Raw genomic sequence first — 20567 nt, 5'->3', positions numbered from 1 at the left:
CACTTAAATACTATAATGTAATTATGTTTTTCAGCTGTAAAAATTGTACCTTTGCATAAAATTTCGACTATGAAACTTTTATTGATTACATTACTTTTATTAGGACTTGGAGTTGCTGGTATTGCTATAAAAATATGGGCTAAAAAAGACGGTAAATTTGCAGGAACTTGCGCTAGCCAAAACCCGATGCTTAACAAAAATGGCGACGCTTGTGGATTCTGTGGAAAAACTCCAGATCAATTCGACTCTTGTAACGAACCTCAACACTCGTAAGCTTCAATGCAGTTTATAGATATCGTATTCTACAGCTTTATAGTAGTAGTGTGCATACAAACTGTATTTTATTTAGGGATTTTTTCAAAATTTGCTTTTGAGAAAATCAAACATAAAAAGGCCAAAACTATTCCGGTTTCGGTTATTATTTGTGCCAAAAACGAGGCTGAAAATCTTCAAAACTTTCTGCCTTCAATTTTAGAACAAGATTACCCAAATTTCGAGGTTATTTTAATTAATGATAGCTCCAGAGATCACACTCTTGATGTTATGGAACAATTCGAAAAACAATACAACAATATTAAAATTGTAAATGTTAGAAACATTGAAGCGTTTTGGGCCAACAAAAAATACGCTTTAACATTGGGTATTAAAGCTGCAAAAAACAACACTTTACTTTTTACAGATGCCGACTGTAAACCTGTATCCAATAAATGGATAAGTGATATGAGTTCGCATTTTAGTCATACAAAAACCATCGTTATTGGCTACGGCGCTTATAAACGCATAAAAGGCTCCTTTTTAAATATGCTAATTAGGTTTGAAACCTTACTTACTGCTACGCAATATTTTTCTTATGCAAGTCTTGGCATGCCTTATATGGCGGTTGGCAGAAATTTAGCCTACCGAAGCGAAACCTTTTACGACGCCAGAGGGTTTATGAATCATATTGATATTAATTCTGGCGATGACGATTTGTTTATAAACGAAATTGCTACTGGAAAAAACACAGCAATTTGCGTAACAAAAACCAGCTTTACAGAGTCGCTACCAAAAACTACCTTTAAAGATTGGGTGCTACAAAAAAGACGACACATAAGCACAGCACATCGCTATAAGTTAAAACATAAAATTTTACTATCTACATTCTATGCATCGCAATTCTTGTTTTGGGGATTGGCCATTGCTTTATTACTAACAACTTTTAATTGGCCTATTGTCCTATCGTTAGTTCTTTTTAGGTTTTTGCTTCTATATTTAATACTAGGAAAAACATCTAAAAAACTAAATGAAAAAGGGCTTTTAGCTATATTACCTATTCTAGAATTGTTTTTAATTAGTATGCAAATGGTTATCTTTATAAAAAATCTCATCTCAAAACCTCATCATTGGAAATAAAAGACGCTATTGAAAAAGCAAAAAAGAACGACCAAATAGCATTTAACTACTTGTTAGACACTTATTGGAACGATGTTTATGGCTTTCAATTAAAGCGTACTCAAAATGAAAATGATGCCGAAGATATTACCATACAAACCTTTTCAAAAGCTTTTGATAAAATAGACACCTATAATGATAATTATGTTTTTAAGACGTGGCTAATTGCCATTTCAAAAAACATTCATATAGACTTATTGAGAAAGCAAAAATCTTCTATTGAAAGTACTGCAAACAAACATGTAGAAGATGAGTATTTTGCCATTGCCGACGAGTCTCCAACAGCTGAAGATAAACTTATCAAAGAGCAAAATTTGGCTAAGTTGCTTCGCGACATCAAAAAACTAAAACCACATTACCAAAAAGTTATTAATCTTAGGTATTTTCAAGAATTAAGCTACAAGGAAATTTCTAAAGAACTTGACGAACCCATTAATAATGTAAAAGTAAAACTGCTTCGTGCTAAAAAACTTTTAGCTGAAATTATTAAGAAAAAATGATGCTTCGGTTTAAATCTTTAGGTCCTGGTTTGCTGTTTGCTGGTGCTGCCATTGGCGTATCGCACTTGGTACAATCTACAAGAGCTGGTGCCGACTTTGGTTTTGGGTTAATCTGGGCATTGCTATTAATAAACATTATAAAATATCCGTTTTTTCAATTTGGCCCTCGCTATGCAACAGCAACTGGAGAAAGCCTTTTAGACGGCTACAAAAGATTAGGCAATGGTGTTTTAATAGCTTATTTTATTATCACATTCGCCACTATGTTTACCATTCAAACAGCTGTTACTATCGTTACAGCAGGCTTAGGAAAAACGCTGTTTGGCTTAGATTGGCCTATTGAATATTGGACATTGTTAGTACTTGCTACATGTTTGGGTATTTTACTTAAAGGACGCTATGCGTTCTTAGACAAATTAATGAAAGTTATTGTCGTCACTCTAACCATAAGCACCATAGCTGCAGTTGTAATGGCTACTTCAAACACAAATGAAACACTGTCTTTCTCTCAAATTATTCCTAACGATACGGTTGGCATTGCTTTTTTAATTGCTTTTATGGGGTGGATGCCCGCACCTTTAGATATTTCGGTATGGCATTCGTTATGGTCGTTAGAAAAGAAAAAAATGGATGCTTCTTTAGAACCTAAAACAGCATTATTCGATTTTAATGTAGGCTTTTTTAGCACTATTATAATTGGGTTGTGCTTTCTTGCTTTAGGCGCTTTAGTTATGCATCAATCTAACGTGAGTTTTAGTAGTTCGGCAGCAGTATTTTCTAACCAACTCATTACAATGTACACAGACAGTCTTGGACATTGGGCGTATTGGCTTATTGGTATTGCCGCTTTTACAACCATGTTTAGCACCACCTTAACAACCTTAGATGCTTCACCAAGAGCCATGGATAAAACCACCTCGCTACTCTTTAGCAAAAATCACAAAAAGGGCTATCTATTTTGGATATTATTATTAACCATTGGCACCTTAGCTATTTTCTTCTTATTTCTTTCTGAAATGGGTACACTTATTGAAATCGCTACAATATTATCGTTTTTAACAGCACCTTTCTATGCTATTTTAAATTACAAGCTTATTAGTAGCAAACATACACCACAAGCTTGGCGACCTTCAAAAACAATGCATATATTTAGTTGGATTAGCATAATATTTTTGATTGGTTTTAGTGTTTGGTACTTAACAACCATTTAGCATAGTTATGAGAATTATCACTAAAAATTCCATTTAGCCTCTAGCAATACAAAGCGATTAATAAGAAACAGGTTTTCTTTAGTTTTTTGAAAATCTATAATTGTAATCTCTTCAATAGATTTATGATTTAATAAATTTTGACACGACAAATTAAACTTCAAGTTTTTTATATCAAAAAGTAAAGACGCATTGATAAAATTATAAACTTGCTTATTGTTAGAGTTTGAATAAGGATATAGTTGGTTTGAACTTAAACTAACAAAATAATTTTCCCCAATGTCATACTCAACATCAAAATACGACTTTAGCCTCTTAGTTGTACTAGTATTCTTAATAGATTTTAACTTATTATTATTTGTCTCTACATTAACACCTGTTTTAAAATTAACTTTTGACTTAAACAGGCTAGCATAACTAAAACCAATATTAAACATTGAATTTCTAACATCTGAGGTTGTAGAATTAAGTGAAGTTTGATAATTTCTTGTAAGATTGTATACACTTAATCCTATTGAAGACTTTAATTTAGGTATATATTTAGACCAATTTGCTTTTAATAAAAACCTATTAATGGATTTCCCAAAGTTTTTATTATAAAAAAGATAAGGACTATTTGTAGTTAGAGAAGTTACTACACCATTTGTCTTATAATTTATATCAAATAATATATTTAAATGATATTGTTTTTTCCAATTACTGTAATAATGAGCCAAAGATATTGAGTGCTCTCTTTGCCTTAAGTAAGTATCACTTCCTTTAAAAAAACTTCTATTATCTATCAATATATAATTTCCATATAAGTCCTTTAAATTAGGATAATTATTTTTATAATTATAGTTTAAAACTGTTTTACCCAATAATCTAGTTTTAAATGTTATTTTAATTTTAGGCATCAAATACAACAAGTTATTATTGTCTCTATTAATAACTTGGTTTTTATCGTATATACATGAAAGTCCAACTAATAAGTTTACTTTATTATAAAAATTATGTTCATACGAACCAAAAGCTGATAACCTTATGTTTTTTAAGCTTTCATCATTACTTATATTATTATCTAATTGTGAAACATTTTCTTTATAAAAATTAGAAATTAAAGACTCTTTAAAATTAGAATAGCCTAATTGAAAATTTAGTTTTTTTGAAATATAATATGCCCCAAATTCAAAAAGCGAAAATTCATTTTTGTAATTCTGAACCAAGTTACTATAAGAATTGTTTTCTATGATTTGATTAACTAGATTATAATGTTGTTTTTTTGCGTTTTTTGTGAAATTATTCTCAAATAAAATAGCCGCATTATCAGTTATTTTAACCGTATAATCCATATGTTGAGAGAAGTAAACATCTTCATTTTTTAAATTACTATGAAAGTTTTGGTTTACACCTAGGATTTTATCATTTGAATTAGATTCTTCTTTATATAGTCTAAAATCTACATTTAGTAATTTATTTGTACTGATAATATTTTTTAGTTTTAAATCAACATTTTTTAAGTTAGTTTTCGATTTTATACTTTTATTTTCAAAAATTGTTAAAGAGCTTTGGGCATTAAACTCTGTCAACTTATTTGATTTTTTTAATATCTTATCGTCACTATAAAAAACTAGTGCATTTATAGTAAGTTTTTCATTTATATTTTGAGAAGCACCTAATGCATTTAGCAAAGAATTATTATCATTTATATTTGTTTCATCAATTTCTTTGGGTAGATTAATGTCATCATCCCTGATTAAATAATTAGCTTTTTTTCTATATTCCGACAATCTGTTAATGTTATTATTTTCAAAAGAAGTGTCATTAAATAATTTATTCGATCTAGAACCTGTATTGTTAAATGTGTTTGTGGTATAAAAATTCGTTTTGGAATTCAACAACATTGCGTCCAATTTATTATTGGTCTTTTTAGGAACACCTAAACCTAACTTAACATCTCCGACTATTTGGTTTTTTATACTATCCTTAAATTTTAAATTCAAAGCAACATTATCTGAACGACTTATTTGCTTTAATATTAAATTGTCATTGTAATTATTTAAGATCTCAATTTCGTTTACAGCATTAGGGTTTAGGCTTTTAGAAATTATTTTATAGTTTTCCGAAAACAAATCATTACCTTCTACTAATATTTTAGATATTGCTTTTCCATTTACTGAAATGCCTCCATCAGAATCAATTTTTATACCAGGTAATCGTTTTATTAAGTCTTCAACTGCATTATCATTTTTTTTCACATATTGAGTAGCATCATAGACTATAGTGTCATTTTTTTTTCTAATTTTTTGTTTAACAGAAATTAATACCTCACTCAAAATTTCACCTCTCATCTTAAGTTTAAACTCCTTTTTTTGAGCAACCTGATTTTCAGGAGTTAATATAAAACTAGTGTGTTGATGTTCTAAACTACTAATTTCAAAAATGTAATTTGTAGATTGTTTTTTTAAATCAAAGTGAAAAGAACCTGAATGATCTGATTTTGAAAAACTAACTCGTTCCCCATTTATATTATTAACTAAAATATTAGCATTAGAAACTGGAACACCTAAAGTATCTACAATTTTACCTTTGAAAATAAAACGCTCTTGAGAAAAAGAATGTAATTGTATAAAAATAAAAATTAGCAGAAAGACACTTTTATTTTTTATCCTGACTATCTTCACAATTAAATAATTCTTCTAATAAAAATTCTTGCTTGGGCAAAAACTCGATTGAATAATATGGCAGAGGTTTAAATGTATTATTTACTTTAATATTTCTAGCAGCCATTACAGCTTTTGCTGTTTCAATTTGTGACAAATACAACCTATAATTTTCCTCTAAAAACTCTTCTAGTTTCATTTCTTCACCGCCTGTTGGTTTTGTAAATACTCTTGCCTTCTTTATAGGGTAAACAAGCTTTTTAAAATTAATTATTATTTGATTATATTCATCTTTAACTTCAAGTATTAACCCTGGTAAACCACTAAATTTCCATGGGCCAATTGGCAGCGGAATTTCGTACGTAAACCAAGCCTCATAAACTCTTCCCATATAATCGGTATATGCTTTATACGCTTTATACTCGCCTATTTTTTTTTGTGTGTTAGTTATGTTCCAATTAAATTTTATACTATCCTGTTTTACTAACACTAAATACTTATTTGCTAATAAGACTTTTGAAATTATTCTTTTCGTACTTAAATCATGATGAACAATTAACCCATTATTCTCAAAAATACGACGCACACTAGCAAAATGATTTTCTTTATGTTTTATTTCTGTGTCAAAATCAACACTAGACTTACCTTCTAACTGAATAGAGTTATATACAAAATGTGTTTGCTCCGTATCAAAAATCAACTCTGCTTTATAAGCATAGTTATCCAAATAATCTTCTAAATTAACATCAAATTCATAAATAACTTTTCCTTGTTTATTTTGTGAATAAATCAATAAACAAAATAAAATACTTATGAAAGTAGTGACATGTTTTTTCATTTAGTTCCAATAAATTAAAAATATAAAAAGGTAGAAACTTTAGCCTCTACCTTTCATGAAAAATATCTTAAACACTAACAAGCCTCTACGACATCTTCATAAAAATATTCCCACTCAGCTCGACTACACCAACCTGAATAGGTACCATTATAAACACAACCAGGTATGTTAATAGAATAAGTAAGGTTGTATGGCTTTTTCTTCTCAAAAGTCAAGTGGTTATTGCTCTTCTCTTTGATTCCAGTATAGGACGCAAAAAAAGCATACAAAAAATAACAAAAATACTTTTTTCATAATTTGAAATTTAAATGATTAATATCCAACAATATATATATACACGTAAAACCATGTTAAATTAATGTTAAGAACAATCCTTACAACGTTTTTAACACAAAAACACAAGATTATACATATCTTTGCACATTCATTTTAGTTTATGGAAACAAAAACTGCATCCAATATATTACCAAAAGAACGCAAACCAAAATGGCTTCGCGTAAAACTTCCTACTGGAAAAAAATACACAGAGCTACGTGGTTTAGTAGACAAGTACAACCTTAACACCATTTGCACTTCGGGAAGCTGCCCAAATATGGGTGAATGTTGGGGTGAAGGCACTGCAACCTTTATGATTTTAGGAAATGTATGTACAAGAAGTTGTGGCTTTTGTGGTGTAAAAACGGGAAGACCAGAAACGGTAGATTGGGATGAACCAGAAAAAGTAGCGCGTTCTATAAAAATTATGAAAATAAAACACGCGGTTTTAACTAGTGTTGACCGTGATGATTTAAAAGATATGGGAAGCATTATGTGGGCCGAAACCGTAAAAGCTGTTCGCCGCATGAACCCAGAAACCACCTTAGAAACTCTTATCCCAGACTTTCAAGGGGTAGAACGCCATATTGATAGAATTATAGATGTTGCTCCAGAAGTGGTGTCTCATAATATTGAAACTGTTCGTCGTTTAACTCGCGATGTGCGTATTCAAGCAAAATACGATAGAAGTTTAGGTGTCTTAAAATACTTAAAAAGCCAAGGCCAACGCCGTACAAAATCTGGTATTATGTTAGGTTTAGGTGAAAAACGCGAAGAAGTTATTGAAACGCTACACGATTTAAGAGAAAACGATGTGGATGTTGTTACCATCGGTCAATATTTACAGCCAAGTAAAAAACATTTACCGGTTAAGCGTTTTATTCTACCTGATGAATTTCAAGAATATAAAGAGATTGGTTTAGAGCTTGGTTTCCGTCACGTAGAAAGCAGTGCTCTGGTAAGATCTTCGTACAAAGCCCAAAAACACATCAACTAATGATTCGGGTTGGCATTAATGGATTTGGAAGAATTGGTCGACGCTTATTTAGACTTGCCTTAAACCATCCTGCTATAGAGATTGTTGCTATAAACGATTTGGCTGATGCTAAAACCTTAAGCCATTTATTAAAATACGATAGTATTCATGGTATTTTTAATGCAGATGTATCCTATACCGAAAATAATATTTTGGTTAACGGCACATCCATTCCTTTATTAAACAATAATCATCCTAGCCAAATAAACTGGTCGCCATATAACATTGATTTTGTTATAGAATCTACAGGTAAATTTAAAGACAAATTAAGTTTGCAACACCATTTAAACAATGGCGCTAAACGAGTTATTTTAAGTGTTCCTCCAATAGATGATGATATTAAAATGGTTGTTCTTGGTGTAAACGACAACATCCTAGATGGTTCCGAAACGATGGTTTCTAACGCATCTTGCACAACCAATAATGCCGCACCAATGATTAACATCATTAATGATTTATGTGGCATTGACCAAGCTTATATTACAACGGTACACTCCTACACTACCGACCAAAGTTTACACGATCAACCACATCGCGATCTTCGTCGAGCTAGAGCAGCAGGACAATCTATAGTACCTACAACAACAGGAGCCGCCAAAGCATTAACTAAAATATTTCCAGATTTAGCCAGTGTTATAGGAGGTTGTGGTATTCGTGTTCCGGTTCCTAATGGGTCTTTAACCGATATTACATTCAATGTAAAAAGAACCGTAAGTATAGAAGAGATAAATAAAGCTTTTAAAGAAGCTTCTAAAAATGCTTACAAGCATATCCTGCAATATACCGAAGACCCAATCGTATCTATTGATATTGTGGGAAATACGAATTCTTGTATATTTGATGCTGAAATGACATCTGTAATTGGAAATATGGTAAAAATTATAGGTTGGTACGATAATGAAACTGGTTATTCTTCTAGAATATTAGATTTAATGTGTTATTTATCGAACAAATCATGACTTTTATCGAATAAATATTTATATTTGTCCGTAATAGTGACTATGAATATGTCCCAAATTTTAAAACATACTTATACGCTTCTTATTATTTTAATGAGTTTTGGCGCGTTAGCACAAGAAAGTGTTAGTGATGATCCTGAAACTATTCAGAATAATATTGATTACAGAGTAAATCAAGCCCAATTTGATATTGAAAGCCATAATTATTTTCAAGCGAAGAATGAATTAGACGAAGCTTTAAAACTTGCTCAAAAGATAGATAACAAAAAAAGCTTAGGTATTATATATTCTAAAATTGGCAAACTTCAATTTATAACAGAAGAACCTAACGAAGCTATAAAATCGCTTATCAAGGCTAATAAAATTCAGCGTTTAGCTAAAGATGAAACCAATTTAGCCGAAACCTATAAAGTTTTGGGTAATGTTTATTACTCTAAAAAAGAATTCAATAAAGCTTTAGAATATTACACCTCGTCCCATTCGTTATTCGAGCAAGCTAATTTAAATAATTATGTTGCCGAAGTATTACTTAACGAAGGAAAAACACATTTAGCTTTAGGGGAATATTCCGAAGCCAAATCGAAATTACAAAAATCTGTTGTCCTTGCTAATAGGTATGAATTAGACAAAGTATTAAGTAGTGCCAAAATAAACCTTGGATTAGCACTTTACAAACTCAACCTTAAAAACGATGCGCTTTCTGAAGCTAACGAAGGCCTATCCATTGCAAAAAACAATAATTTTGTAAATGTTTTAAATGAAGGATATTTAATTATAAGCGACTTACATCAACTAAATGGCGAATACAAAAAAGCCAATAACTTTTTAAAGAAATATGTATTCATCTCCGATTCGTTGTTAGAAGTTAAACGTAATAACCTATCAAACGAAAAGCGTATTCAATTATTAACAGACAATCAAACTGAATATCAAAAAGAACAATCGGCAGACTTAGAAGAGCAAAAAGCCGCAAACGATTTAAGCAAACTAACAACCATTTTAAGTATTGCTTTAATTACTATTTTATCGCTACTTACCTTATCATTATACAAAAACAATAATATTAGGTTAAAAACCAACAATATGCTTCACAAAAAAAATAGTGAACTTATTGTCTCTAAAGAAAAAGCCGAACTCGCATCAAAAACCAAAGCCAATTTCTTGTCTACCGTAACACACGAGTTAAGAACACCGCTATATGCTGTAACAGGTTTAACTAATATGCTTTTGGAAGAAAACCCAAAACCAGAACAAATCCAACATTTAAAATCTTTAAAATTCTCTGGAGATTATTTGTTAACCTTTATTAATGACATTCTTCAAATTAATAAAATTGAAGCTAATAAAGTTGACATAGAACCCGAGCCTTTTAACTTAAAGAAAAAGATTACCAATGTTATTGCAGCATTAAAAAACTCGGCAAACGATAACAACACCAAACTTCATTTTGAATATGAAGAAAACTTACCCGAAAACTTTGTTGCCGATCAAATTAAGATTTCGCAAATATTAATAAACCTAGTAGGAAACTCGATTAAGTTTACTAAAGATGGTGATATTTGGGTTAAAGTGAGTAAACTAAGCCAAAATAGCGAAATATTTAATCTAAGATTTGAAATAGAAGACAACGGCATTGGTATTAGTAAAGAAAAACAAGAACAACTGTTTGATAGCTTCTCGCAAGGCTCTATTCAAATTAACAGAAAATATGGCGGAACCGGTTTAGGACTTTCCATTGTAAAAGGGTTAGTTAAAATTTTAAAAGGAAAAATATACTTAGAAAGCGAACTGGGTAAAGGCTCTAATTTTATTTTTGAAATTCCATTAAAGTATACCGAAAAAGAAGAAGTTGTTGAAGAAAAGAAAAGCTATTTTAATGATATTAGCGATATAGACTTAGAGAATATTAACATTCTTGTTGTTGAGGATAACAAAATCAACCAAATGATTACCAAGAAAATCCTCAACAAAATGAAACTTAATTGTGATGTTGTTGATCATGGTGAAGCAGCTGTTGAAAGTGTTAAAGACAAAGCCTACGATGTGGTGTTAATGGATATTCATATGCCAGGAATTAGCGGACTTGAAGCCACCAAAATAATACGTGGGTTTAACAAAGAAATTACCATTTTTGCCTTAACAGCCGTAACACTCGAAGATAAAATGCATGAGTTTGACGAAGCTGGTTTTGACGATATTATCTCCAAACCTTTCAAACAAGAAGATTTCGAGAAAAAATTATTTAATGCATTAATGGGAGAAAATCACCAAAAAGCAACCTAACTAAACGTTCGCAACAAAGTTTTTTACAATCTGGTTAAAAGTAGGTGCATTATAAAAACCTATCTCAATTGGTAAATAATACAATCTTCCTTTCAAAACCTTAAACTCTAGTAAACGCATATAATCTTTTTCTGTAGTAACAATCACCTTATTTTCTTCTATAATTTTGGCAACATCTTTATCACTAAAAGCATGATGATCTTTAAATCGCATGTGATTAAAATGCAATCCTTTTTCATTAAGAACATTTAAAAGCGGTTTAGGGTTAGCTATTCCTGTTACCAAAGTAAACGATTCCAAATCTGCTAACAGCATGTTATCGGTTTCTGTAAAAACATATTTAGAATAAGTTATATAACTAAAACACACTTGTTGATGTGCTTTTGGTTGTAACATCCCTGTAATACGTCTTCGTTCTTCTTCTAAAAGGTTATCAGGACATTTAGTCACTACAATTATATCGGCTCGTTTAGCGCCTGTTTTAGGTTCTCGTAAATTACCCGTTGGCAAGACAAAATCATTAATATATAAATCGTTATAAGTCGTTAGCAAAATATTTAATCCTGCTTTTACCTTTCTATGCTGAAACGCATCATCTAATAAGACAACATCTGGGTGCTGAAACGCCATTAATTTATTAATACCGCGAACACGATTACTATCAACAGCAACACTAATAGTCTCTTTAAATTTATTATAAAACTGAAAAGGTTCATCGCCTAAAGTTTTTGCTGTATCTTGTTTATCTGCCAGTTTAAAACCTGATGTCTTTCTACCGTAACCTCTACTTAACGTAGCCAATTTGTATTCTTGTTTTAATAAGGTTACTAAATACTCAATCATGGGGGTTTTTCCAGTACCGCCAGTACTTAAATTACCCACACATATTACTGGAAAAGAAAAAGAAGTTGATTTTTTCCAACCTAAATCGTAAAATAAGTTCCGCAACCAAGTCACCAAATAATAAATAGGCACAATTGGAAATAGAAGTATGCGTAGTAATTTCATAGTAACGAAAGTAAATATTTTATATTTGTTTTTAATTCCAAACCTAAAACTTTATGATTATTCAAGAGGTAATTAATTATTTAGAAGAATTAGCACCATTACATTATGCTGAAGATTTTGATAACGTTGGTTTACTAGTGGGCGATAAAACCCAAAAACTAACAGGTGTTTTAGTCACTCTAGATACACTTGAAGATGTTGTAGATGAGGCCATTAAAAACAACTGTAATTTAATAGTAAGCTTTCACCCCATTATTTTTAAAGGTTTAAAAAGCTTAACAGGCAAAAATTACGTAGAAAGAACTGTATTAAAAGCTATAAAAAACGACATTGCTATTTATGCCATTCACACCGCATTAGACAATGCGTTATTAGGAGTTAATCACATGATAAGCGAACAGTTGGGACTTACAAATAAGCAAATATTAATCCCTCAAAAAAATACACTTAAAAAATTAACCACATTTGTCCCAAAAGAAGAAGCGTCAATAGTTAGAAACGCACTTTTTGCAGCTGGTGCAGGAAGCATTGGCAATTACAGTAATTGTAGTTTTAATGTTGAAGGTTCTGGAACATTTATGGGAAATGACAAGTCTAATCCCACTATTGGAAACAAAAACGAAACACACACCGAAGCAGAAACACAAATCACAGTCGTTTTCGAAAAACACAAACAAAATCACATTTTAAAAGCTCTATTCAAGGCACATTCTTACGAAGAAGTCGCTTACGACATTATAACATTAGACAATAAAAACCAAGAAATTGGTATAGGTATGATTGGTGAATTAAAAGAAGAAATGTCTGAAAGCAATTTTCTAGATTTTGTAAAAACAAACATGAAAACCGAATGTATAAGACATAGTAGTTTTTTAGGCAAACCTATTAAAAAAGTAGCTGTATTAGGTGGCTCAGGAAGTTTTGCTATTAACGCTGCCAAAGCACAAAAAGCAGATGCTTATATAACGGCCGATTTAAAATATCACGACTTTTTTTCGGCAAATAACCAGATTCTTTTAGCCGATATTGGCCATTTTGAAAGCGAACAGTTCACAAAAAACCTTCTAACTACCTATCTTACAAAAAAAATTACTAATTTTGCAATCGTTTTATCAAAGACCAATACCAATCCGGTAAATTATTTTTAAAGTATGGCAAAAAAGAAAGAACTAACTGTAGAAGAGCGTTTAAGAGCTCTTTACGATTTGCAACTAATCGACTCTCGCATTGATGAAATAAGAAATGTTCGTGGGGAACTTCCTTTAGAAGTTCGTGATTTAGAAGACGAAGTCGAAGGTCTTAACACAAGGTTAGAGAAATTAGATTCAAGCTTAGAGTCTATCAACAATCAAATTAGTGACAAGAAAAACTTAATTGAAGAGTCGAAAGCACTAATTAAAAAGTACAGTGAGCAACAAAAAAATGTTAGAAATAACAGAGAATACAACTCACTTACTAAAGAAGTTGAATTCCAAGAACTTGAAATTCAATTAGCCGAAAAGAACATTAAAGAGTTTAAGGCACAAATCGAACAAAAGAAAGAAGTTATTTCTGAAACTAAAGACAAGCTTAAAGAGCGTCAAAAACATCTAAAACACAAAAAAGGTGAACTAGATGCTATTTTAGCCGAAACAGAAAAAGAAGAAAAAGCTTTAATAGATAAATCTGAAGATTACAAGAAAAACATCGAAGAAAGACTTGTAAAAGCTTACACTAGAATAAGAACTAATGTAAAAAACGGTTTAGCAGTTGTTCCTATTGAAAGAGGTGCTTCTGGTGGATCTTTCTTTACAATTCCACCACAAATTCAAATGGAAATTGCAACAAGAAAACGCATTATTACCGATGAGCATAGTGGACGTATTTTAGTAGACGCACAATTAGCCGAAGAAGAAAAAGAAAAAATGGACAAGCTTTTTGCTAAGCTATAAGCCATAGTTTCACATTATAAATTATAAGCTCTTGCTCATGCAAGGGCTTTTTTTTATAAAAAACACCTTGTTACTATAAGGTTCTCTCTTTTGTTTCGACTACTTAAAAAAAGATGTTATGAAACAAGTTGCTTCCTTAATCATTTTCACGCTTTTATTTAATTGCAATAACAACGCCCAAAACAACAAAAAACAACAAGCTATGGTAAACATAAAACCAACTCAGGTTTCATTACAAGATGGCAAAGCAAGAGCCTATTTTGCCAGTGGTTGTTTCTGGTGTGTTGAAGCCATTTACCAAAGTGTTATTGGTGTAGAAGACGCTATTTCAGGTTACTCTGGCGGCCATACAGAAAACCCAACATATAACTCTAGTAATACAGGACGAACAGGACATGCTGAAGCAGTAGAAGTCATTTACGATCCCAATGTCGTGAGTTTTTCAGATTTGGTTGAAGTCTATTTCAGCACGCAAGACCCGACTCAAGTAAATGGCCAAGGACCAGATTGGGGCTCGCAATACCGTTCCATCATCTTTTATCAAAACGATGAGCAAAAACAAATTGCTGAAGCCAAAAAAGCTAAATGGGCAAAAAAAATAAGTAGTAACATCGCTGCCGAAATTATGCCGTTTCAAAAGTTCTGGGAAGCCGAAGCCTATCATCAAAACTTTGAAGCAAGGAACCCTAATCATCCATATGTTAGAAATGTATCCAACAAGCGTTTGGATAAATTATACAAAACCTGCCCATTGTTGGTAAAAAAAGAAGTGAACGATGTTATTAAAGACCTAAACAAAAACTAAGGTTTCGTCGCTTTTATTTCAAAAATCAAAGGATATAATTTGTCTTTAGTAACATACATTTCAGATTGTGTTTTAATCAAATCTGGCAATACATTGTAAGGACTTTCATCATATTCATTTAAATAATCTATATGCAAACCTGCTTCGGTTAATGCGTTAACCACTTCACTTAAACCATGATTCCAACCATACTCTTTACTTACCATTTTTGAGTTAGTATTGGCATAAGTGCCTTCATACTCTTCATAAATCACATCATCTTGCATATAACCATATTTCAACGTTGGCTTTTCGTCCAAATAATCAAACATCCAAACAATAGGGTGAAACTCGGCCATATAAAAGACACCTCCAGAAGTTAAACGTTCGGCAATCATTTTCCCCCAAGGTTTCAAATCGGGCAACCAACCTATCACACCATAGCTGGTAAAAACAATATCAAACTCGGCATTTATATACTTTGACGTATCCAGTACATTACAACAAACAAACTCAGCATCCAATTGCAATTCATCATTAAGTTTTTTTGCCAACGCAATACCTTCATCGCTCAAATCCACGCCAACACATTTGGCGCCTTCCCTACTCCAACTTAACGTATCTTGTCCAAAATGACATTGCAAATGCAATAAACGCTTCCCTGAAACATCACCCAATGCATTTAGCTCGTAAGGCATTAAAGACGTTTTTCCTTTTTTAAAAGACATTAAGTCATACATATCGCTTGTAGCGTTGACTTTTACCTTTTCGTTCCAAGTCGCTTTGTTAACTTCAAAATACGGTTGATTTTCTTTCATATAACTCATATTTTCAACATCTAAAATACAACTTTCCTACGTATATAGCATAAATAGAATATTCCGCCTCGTGCGCCTATATATATTTAAAGCACTTTCACCATTGGTCAAAGTGCTTTGCTTTTTTTAAGGCATCAGCGCTTAAAACTTTTCTATTATTTGTATTTTTGGGAAAACTCACAAAAACAACACACATTGAACTATAAAACAGGGCTGGATTTCGCCAAGGAAATGGATGAAAACGATCCATTAAAAGCGTACCGCAGTAAATTTCACATCCCAAAAGACAACAATGGGAATGAACTTGTATACCTCTGCGGAAATTCTTTAGGCTTGCAACCAAAAACCACAAAAAACTACATCGATCAAGAACTAAACGATTGGGCAAATCTAGGTGTAGAAGGTCATACCGAAGCCAAAAACCCGTGGTTACCTTATCACGAATTTCTTACTGAGAATATGGCCAAAGTAGTTGGTGCTAAACCTATTGAAGTAGTTACAATGAACACCCTAACGGCCAACCTTCATTTTATGATGGTATCGTTTTATAAACCTACACCCAAGCGCTATAAAATTGTTATTGAAGCCGATGCGTTTCCGTCTGATAAATACGCTGTGGAATCGCAATTACGTCATCACGGATTTGACGATAACGAAGGGCTCATTCTTTGGAAACCTAAAAAAGGAGAAGAACTATACCACTACGAAGACCTTGAAACCATTTTAGAACAACACGGCGATGAAATTGCCTTGATTATGATTGGCAACACCAATTACTACACTGGGCAATTTTTTGATATGAAACGCATTACAAACCTAGGTCACGAGCACGGTTGTATGGTTGGTTTTGATTGTGCTCACGGTGCTGGAAATGTCCAGTTAAACCTGCACGATTCTGGAGCCGATTTTGCCGTTTGGTGTTCGTACAAGTATTTAAACTCTGGACCAGGAAGTTTAGCTGGTGCCTTTGTTCACGAACGTCACGCTCACGATAAAACCTTAAACCGTTTTACAGGATGGTGGAGCCACAACAAACAAACGCGTTTTAATATGCGTCACGAATTTGATGTACTTCCAGGTGCCGAAGGTTGGCAATTAAGTAATCCGCCTATTTTGTCTTTAACTGCTATCAGGGCGTCTTTAGATATTTTTGGCGAAGTTGGTATGGAAGCTCTAACCAAAAAATCTAGAAAATTAACAGGGTATTTTGAATTCCTACTAAAACAATTAGGCGAAGACACTATCCGTATTATCACACCAGAAAACCCAGAAGAACGTGGTTGCCAATTGTCTATTCAAGTTAAAAATGCCGATAAAGCTTTATTTGATAAACTTACGGCTTCTGGTGTTATTGCCGATTGGCGCGAACCCGATGTGATTCGTTGTGCTCCTGTTCCGCTTTACAATAGTTATGAAGATGTATATAAAATGGTTGAACGCTTGAAAGAAATATTACATGACTAAACAACAAAACATACTTATTATTGGTGCTGGACTTTGTGGTTCTCTCCTAGCCTTACGCTTAGGACAACGCGGCTACAATGTAACCGTTATGGAAAAACGTCCAGATATGCGAAAAGTAGACATTAGCGCTGGCCGATCCATAAACTTAGCATTTTCAGATCGCGGTATTAAAGCTATGAACCTGGTTGGCATTTTAGATAAAGTCATGCCACTTTGCATTCCAATGAAAGGACGAATGCTTCACGATGTAGAAGGCAACACCGTTTTAGCGCCATATAGTGGTCGTGAAGACGAATACATAAACTCTATTTCTCGTGGTGGTTTAAACGAATTATTACTCACCGAAGCCGAAAAGCACGATAATGTTAACATTCATTTCAATAAAAAATGTTTGTCGGTTGATTTTGAAAAAACCACAGCGCTTTTCAAAGATTATGATACTAAAAAGGAATTTATAGAAGACGCCGACGTTATTTTTGCCACAGATGGTGCTGGCTCAGCACTTCGTAAAAGTTATTATTTAGGTAAAAAGTTCCTCTTTAGCTTTTCGCAAGACTGGTTGTCTCACGGATACAAAGAACTTAGTATTCTCCCTGGAGAAAACGGTAGTTACAAAACCTTTAAAAATGCGCTTCATATTTGGGGACGCGAAGCGTTTATGCTTATTGCATTACCTAATTTAGATGGTAGTTTTACGGTCACTTTATTTTTAAGTTTTGATGAAGGCGAATACAATTTTAACAATTTAACGACTAAAGAACGCGTCTTGGAGTTCTTTGAGAAGTATTTTAAAGATGCCTTGGAATTAATGCCCAACTTGGTAGATGATTTCTTTGAAAACCCAACTTCGCCATTAGGCACTGTAAAATGCTCGCCTTGGCATTTCAAAGGTAACACCTTGTTAATGGGTGATGCCGCGCACGCCATTGTTCCATTTTACGGCCAAGGTATGAATGCCTCGTTTGAAGATGTTACCGAGTTTGACAAAGTGTTGGATGAAGGACATCAAGATTGGGAAACCATTTTTAAAGTTTACGAAGCCAACAGAAAAAAAGACACCGATGCCATTGCCGACTTAGCGATTGACAATTTCTATGAAATGAAAGGTCACGTTAACCATCCTAATTTCAGAGAAAAACGAAACTTAGAAATGGCTTTTGAAAAAGAATTTCCAACCGAATATTCCTCAAAATATTCCTTAGTAACCTTTAATGAAGATATTGGCTATCGCGATGCTATGCTTCGTGGTCGGGCTCAAGACAAAGCTATTTTAAATATGCTAGCAGATGGCACGTTAAACATAAACGACGACTTAAAATCGAATTTAGAAAAAGTAACAACCGAAACCGACAACATTCTAGAAGACGATAGAATTGCTGGTTTAAAATCATAAATTATGAACGAAGGAACTAAAGTAACCCCTCGTGGTGCCTATCCACACGTTAAAGTTGTAGGAGATTTTATTTTTGTATCAGGAACCAGTTCCCGTAGAGCAGATAATACCATCGCTGGTGTGGAGTTGATAGACGAAATGAATACTAAAGTATTAGACGCTGAAGTACAAACCAGAGAGGTTTTAAAAAACATCGATAAAAACTTACAAACTGTTGGTGCTAGTTTAAAAGACGTGGTAGATGTCACTACCTTTTTAGTCAATATGAACGATTTTGCTGGCTACAATAAAGCCTACGCCGAGTTTTTTGAGAAAGCTACTGGTCCAACAAGGACTACTGTTGCTGTTCATCAATTACCGCATCCCGATTTGTTGGTAGAAATAAAAGTAATGGCTTACAAGAAGCAAAAATAAAGACATAAGAAGCAAGACATCAGACCAAGTTGTCTTGGCTCCTGTCTCTTGGTTCTATCATCTAAAAATATGAACATAAAAAACTACATAAACGGTAACTTTCACAATCCATCTTCAAACAATTGGATAGATAATTATAACCCTTCAAACGGTGAAGTATATGGGCAAATTCCCAACTCTTCAAAAGAAGATATTGAAAACGCTTATATTGCTGCAAAATCAGCTTTTCCAAGTTGGTCGCGAACTACTTTGGAAGAACGCAGCCGTATTTTACTTAAAATTTCTGAAGGCATTGAAGCCAACCTCGACAAATTAGCTAAAGCTGAAAGCAAAGACAATGGCAAACCTATAAGTTTAGCCAAGGCTATAGATATTCCTAGAGCGTCGAGTAACTTTCGCTTTTTTGCCAATGCTATTACACAATTTGCTAGTGAAAGTCACGAAAGCGTTGGTATGAACGCCATAAACTATACCTTACGTCAATCCATTGGTGTGGTTGGTTGTATCTCACCTTGGAATCTTCCACTCTATTTATTTACTTGGAAGATTGCTCCAGCCATAGCGGCAGGAAACTGTGTTGTTGCCAAACCAAGCGAAGTCACGCCAATGACGGCTTACTTATTAGGTGAAATCTGTAATGAAGCGGGGCTACCAAAAGGCGTTTTAAACATTGTTCATGGTTTAGGAACCTCGACAGGACAAGCCATAATTGAGCACCCAGATATTAAAGCCATTTCGTTTACTGGTGGAACGGCAACAGGAGCTCATATTGCTAGAACTGCTGCGCCAATGTTTAAAAAACTGTCTTTGGAATTAGGCGGCAAAAACCCTAACATTATTTTTGCAGATTGCGATTATGACGATATGCTGAAAACAACCGTGAAATCATCGTTCGCCAATCAAGGTCAAATTTGTTTATGTGGCAGTCGTATTTTTGTGGAAGCCTCCATCTATGAGAAGTTCAAAACCGATTTTGTTAAAAAAGTAAAGCAACTCAAAGTTGGTCATCCATCTAAAAACGATACTAATATTGGTGCTTTGGTATCAAAACCGCACCTAGAAAAAGTAATGGATTATATAAAAATTGCCAAAGAAGAAAACGGCAAAATATTATGTGGCGGCAACCAGGTTACCGTAACAGGTTTTGAAAACGGCTATTATTTAGAACCAACCGTTATTGAAGTTCCAACAGATGAGTGTCGCGTGAACCAAGAAGAAATTTTTGGCCCAGTGGTTACCATAATGCCGTTTAAAACTGAAGACGATGTGCTACAAATGGCCAATAAAGTAAAATATGGGTTATCAGCCACATTATGGACAAACGATTTAAAACGCACCATGCGTATGAGCCATCAAATACAAGCTGGTATTGTTTGGGTAAACACTTGGCTAATGCGCGATTTACGTACTCCTTTTGGCGGCATGAAAGCCTCTGGCGTTGGTCGTGAAGGAGGCTTTGAAGCTTTACGCTTTTTTACCGAACCTAAAAATGTGTGCATTAAGTATTAAGTAGTGAAAAACAATCAAACACAACATAATTAAA

At 33.1% G+C, this 20567-nt stretch carries 18 protein-coding genes; 14 read left to right on the top strand and 4 right to left on the bottom strand.

Annotated elements, in window-relative coordinates; all coding sequences use genetic code 11:
- Positions 1-69 precede the first annotated feature (69 nt).
- From R3L15_RS01995 to R3L15_RS01980, 4 genes are read left to right on the top strand one after another with little or no spacing between them, the layout of a single operon-like run.
- Positions 70-273: a membrane or secreted protein gene (locus tag R3L15_RS01995; RefSeq protein ID WP_338732931.1), complete on the top strand. Its 204-nt coding sequence runs from the start codon at positions 70-72 to the stop codon at positions 271-273.
- Between the two features lie 6 nt (positions 274-279).
- Complete coding sequence (locus R3L15_RS01990; protein ID WP_338732930.1) at positions 280-1392, top strand: glycosyltransferase; 1113 nt, start codon at positions 280-282, stop codon at positions 1390-1392.
- Entirely contained in the window at positions 1383-1931 is a 549-nt protein-coding gene (locus tag R3L15_RS01985) for a sigma-70 family RNA polymerase sigma factor (protein ID WP_338732929.1), read from the top strand. The genes R3L15_RS01990 and R3L15_RS01985 overlap by 10 nt, the downstream gene beginning before the upstream one ends.
- Positions 1928-3142, top strand: coding sequence for an Nramp family divalent metal transporter (locus R3L15_RS01980; protein WP_338732928.1), 1215 nt, complete (start codon positions 1928-1930; stop codon positions 3140-3142). Before R3L15_RS01985 ends, R3L15_RS01980 begins: the two co-directional genes overlap by 4 nt.
- Positions 3143-3162: 20 nt before the next feature.
- On the opposite strand, the gene R3L15_RS01975 is transcribed toward R3L15_RS01980, so the two are convergent.
- Both R3L15_RS01975 and R3L15_RS01970 read right to left on the bottom strand, forming a co-directional pair.
- Positions 3163-5802 carry a carboxypeptidase-like regulatory domain-containing protein gene (locus R3L15_RS01975; protein WP_338732927.1) on the bottom strand — a complete coding sequence of 880 codons (2640 nt, stop codon included), beginning with the start codon at positions 5800-5802 and terminating at the stop codon, positions 3163-3165.
- Positions 5777-6619: a GLPGLI family protein gene (locus R3L15_RS01970; protein ID WP_338732926.1), complete on the bottom strand. Its 843-nt coding sequence runs from the start codon at positions 6617-6619 to the stop codon at positions 5777-5779. The genes R3L15_RS01975 and R3L15_RS01970 overlap by 26 nt, the downstream gene beginning before the upstream one ends.
- Positions 6620-7055: 436 nt before the next feature.
- Between R3L15_RS01970 and lipA the strand changes: the two genes are divergently transcribed.
- The 3 genes from lipA to R3L15_RS01955 are packed head-to-tail and all read left to right on the top strand — an operon-like array spanning position 7056 to position 11212.
- Entirely contained in the window at positions 7056-7931 is an 876-nt protein-coding gene (gene lipA / locus R3L15_RS01965; RefSeq protein ID WP_338732925.1) for a lipoyl synthase, read from the top strand.
- A complete protein-coding gene (gene gap, locus R3L15_RS01960; protein ID WP_338732924.1) occupies positions 7931-8929 on the top strand; it encodes a type I glyceraldehyde-3-phosphate dehydrogenase in 999 nt (332 codons plus the stop codon). The genes lipA and gap overlap by 1 nt, the downstream gene beginning before the upstream one ends.
- Before the next feature lie 42 nt (positions 8930-8971).
- Positions 8972-11212, top strand: a complete 2241-nt coding sequence (locus R3L15_RS01955; protein WP_338732923.1) for an ATP-binding protein — start codon at positions 8972-8974, stop codon at positions 11210-11212.
- Here the strand turns inward: R3L15_RS01955 and lpxK are convergent, their stop codons facing one another.
- A complete protein-coding gene (gene lpxK, locus R3L15_RS01950) occupies positions 11213-12220 on the bottom strand; it encodes a tetraacyldisaccharide 4'-kinase (protein ID WP_338732922.1) in 1008 nt (335 codons plus the stop codon).
- A gap of 53 nt (positions 12221-12273) precedes the next feature.
- Here lpxK and R3L15_RS01945 point away from each other — a divergent pair, with 53 nt between their 5' ends.
- From R3L15_RS01945 to msrA, 3 genes are all read left to right on the top strand, one after another.
- Positions 12274-13368: a Nif3-like dinuclear metal center hexameric protein gene (locus tag R3L15_RS01945; RefSeq protein WP_338732921.1), complete on the top strand. Its 1095-nt coding sequence runs from the start codon at positions 12274-12276 to the stop codon at positions 13366-13368.
- Positions 13369-13371: 3 nt separating this feature from the next.
- A complete protein-coding gene (locus R3L15_RS01940) occupies positions 13372-14151 on the top strand; it encodes a C4-type zinc ribbon domain-containing protein (RefSeq protein WP_338732920.1) in 780 nt (259 codons plus the stop codon).
- A 118-nt stretch (positions 14152-14269) separates the two neighbouring features.
- Positions 14270-14956 carry a peptide-methionine (S)-S-oxide reductase MsrA gene (gene msrA / locus R3L15_RS01935; protein WP_338732919.1) on the top strand — a complete coding sequence of 229 codons (687 nt, stop codon included), beginning with the start codon at positions 14270-14272 and terminating at the stop codon, positions 14954-14956.
- On the opposite strand, the gene R3L15_RS01930 is transcribed toward msrA, so the two are convergent.
- Positions 14953-15753 (bottom strand): class I SAM-dependent methyltransferase, encoded by an 801-nt coding sequence (locus R3L15_RS01930; RefSeq protein ID WP_338732918.1) that lies wholly within the window; start codon positions 15751-15753, stop codon positions 14953-14955. The genes msrA and R3L15_RS01930 overlap by 4 nt on opposite strands.
- A gap of 231 nt (positions 15754-15984) precedes the next feature.
- Here R3L15_RS01930 and kynU point away from each other — a divergent pair, with 231 nt between their 5' ends.
- The 4 genes from kynU to R3L15_RS01910 all read left to right on the top strand — a co-directional run bounded on the left by kynU (position 15985) and on the right by R3L15_RS01910 (position 20533).
- On the top strand, positions 15985-17217 hold the full coding sequence (gene kynU / locus R3L15_RS01925) for a kynureninase (RefSeq protein WP_338734105.1): 1233 nt from the start codon (positions 15985-15987) through the stop codon (positions 17215-17217).
- Entirely contained in the window at positions 17210-18610 is a 1401-nt protein-coding gene (locus R3L15_RS01920; RefSeq protein WP_338732917.1) for an NAD(P)/FAD-dependent oxidoreductase, read from the top strand. The genes kynU and R3L15_RS01920 overlap by 8 nt, the downstream gene beginning before the upstream one ends.
- A gap of 3 nt (positions 18611-18613) precedes the next feature.
- Positions 18614-19024: a RidA family protein gene (locus tag R3L15_RS01915; RefSeq protein ID WP_338732916.1), complete on the top strand. Its 411-nt coding sequence runs from the start codon at positions 18614-18616 to the stop codon at positions 19022-19024.
- A gap of 69 nt (positions 19025-19093) precedes the next feature.
- A complete protein-coding gene (locus tag R3L15_RS01910; protein WP_338732915.1) occupies positions 19094-20533 on the top strand; it encodes an aldehyde dehydrogenase in 1440 nt (479 codons plus the stop codon).
- Positions 20534-20567 lie beyond the last annotated feature (34 nt).

It is taken from the genome of Mangrovimonas cancribranchiae (genome assembly GCF_037126245.1).
Classification (GTDB): Bacteria; Bacteroidota; Bacteroidia; order Flavobacteriales; family Flavobacteriaceae; genus Mangrovimonas; species Mangrovimonas cancribranchiae.
The sequence above is the reverse complement of the archived record's forward strand: the minus strand, read 5'-3'. Positions and strand labels throughout refer to the sequence as shown.

Bases quoted from the DNA above. Each gene is read 5' to 3' on its own strand.
- R3L15_RS01995 (WP_338732931.1), top strand. From the start codon at position 70: ATGAAACTTTTATTGATTACATTACTTTTATTAGGACTTGGAGTTGCT.
- R3L15_RS01990 (WP_338732930.1), top strand. From the start codon at position 280: ATGCAGTTTATAGATATCGTATTCTACAGCTTTATAGTAGTAGTGTGC.
- R3L15_RS01980 (WP_338732928.1), top strand. From the start codon at position 1,928: ATGATGCTTCGGTTTAAATCTTTAGGTCCTGGTTTGCTGTTTGCTGGT.
- R3L15_RS01970 (WP_338732926.1), bottom strand. From the start codon at position 6,619: ATGAAAAAACATGTCACTACTTTCATAAGTATTTTATTTTGTTTATTG.
- lipA (WP_338732925.1), top strand. From the start codon at position 7,056: ATGGAAACAAAAACTGCATCCAATATATTACCAAAAGAACGCAAACCA.
- gap (WP_338732924.1), top strand. From the start codon at position 7,931: ATGATTCGGGTTGGCATTAATGGATTTGGAAGAATTGGTCGACGCTTA.
- R3L15_RS01955 (WP_338732923.1), top strand. From the start codon at position 8,972: ATGAATATGTCCCAAATTTTAAAACATACTTATACGCTTCTTATTATT.
- lpxK (WP_338732922.1), bottom strand. From the start codon at position 12,220: ATGAAATTACTACGCATACTTCTATTTCCAATTGTGCCTATTTATTAT.
- R3L15_RS01945 (WP_338732921.1), top strand. From the start codon at position 12,274: ATGATTATTCAAGAGGTAATTAATTATTTAGAAGAATTAGCACCATTA.
- R3L15_RS01940 (WP_338732920.1), top strand. From the start codon at position 13,372: ATGGCAAAAAAGAAAGAACTAACTGTAGAAGAGCGTTTAAGAGCTCTT.
- msrA (WP_338732919.1), top strand. From the start codon at position 14,270: ATGAAACAAGTTGCTTCCTTAATCATTTTCACGCTTTTATTTAATTGC.
- R3L15_RS01930 (WP_338732918.1), bottom strand. From the start codon at position 15,753: ATGAAAGAAAATCAACCGTATTTTGAAGTTAACAAAGCGACTTGGAAC.
- kynU (WP_338734105.1), top strand. From the start codon at position 15,985: ATGGATGAAAACGATCCATTAAAAGCGTACCGCAGTAAATTTCACATC.
- R3L15_RS01920 (WP_338732917.1), top strand. From the start codon at position 17,210: ATGACTAAACAACAAAACATACTTATTATTGGTGCTGGACTTTGTGGT.
- R3L15_RS01915 (WP_338732916.1), top strand. From the start codon at position 18,614: ATGAACGAAGGAACTAAAGTAACCCCTCGTGGTGCCTATCCACACGTT.
- R3L15_RS01910 (WP_338732915.1), top strand. From the start codon at position 19,094: ATGAACATAAAAAACTACATAAACGGTAACTTTCACAATCCATCTTCA.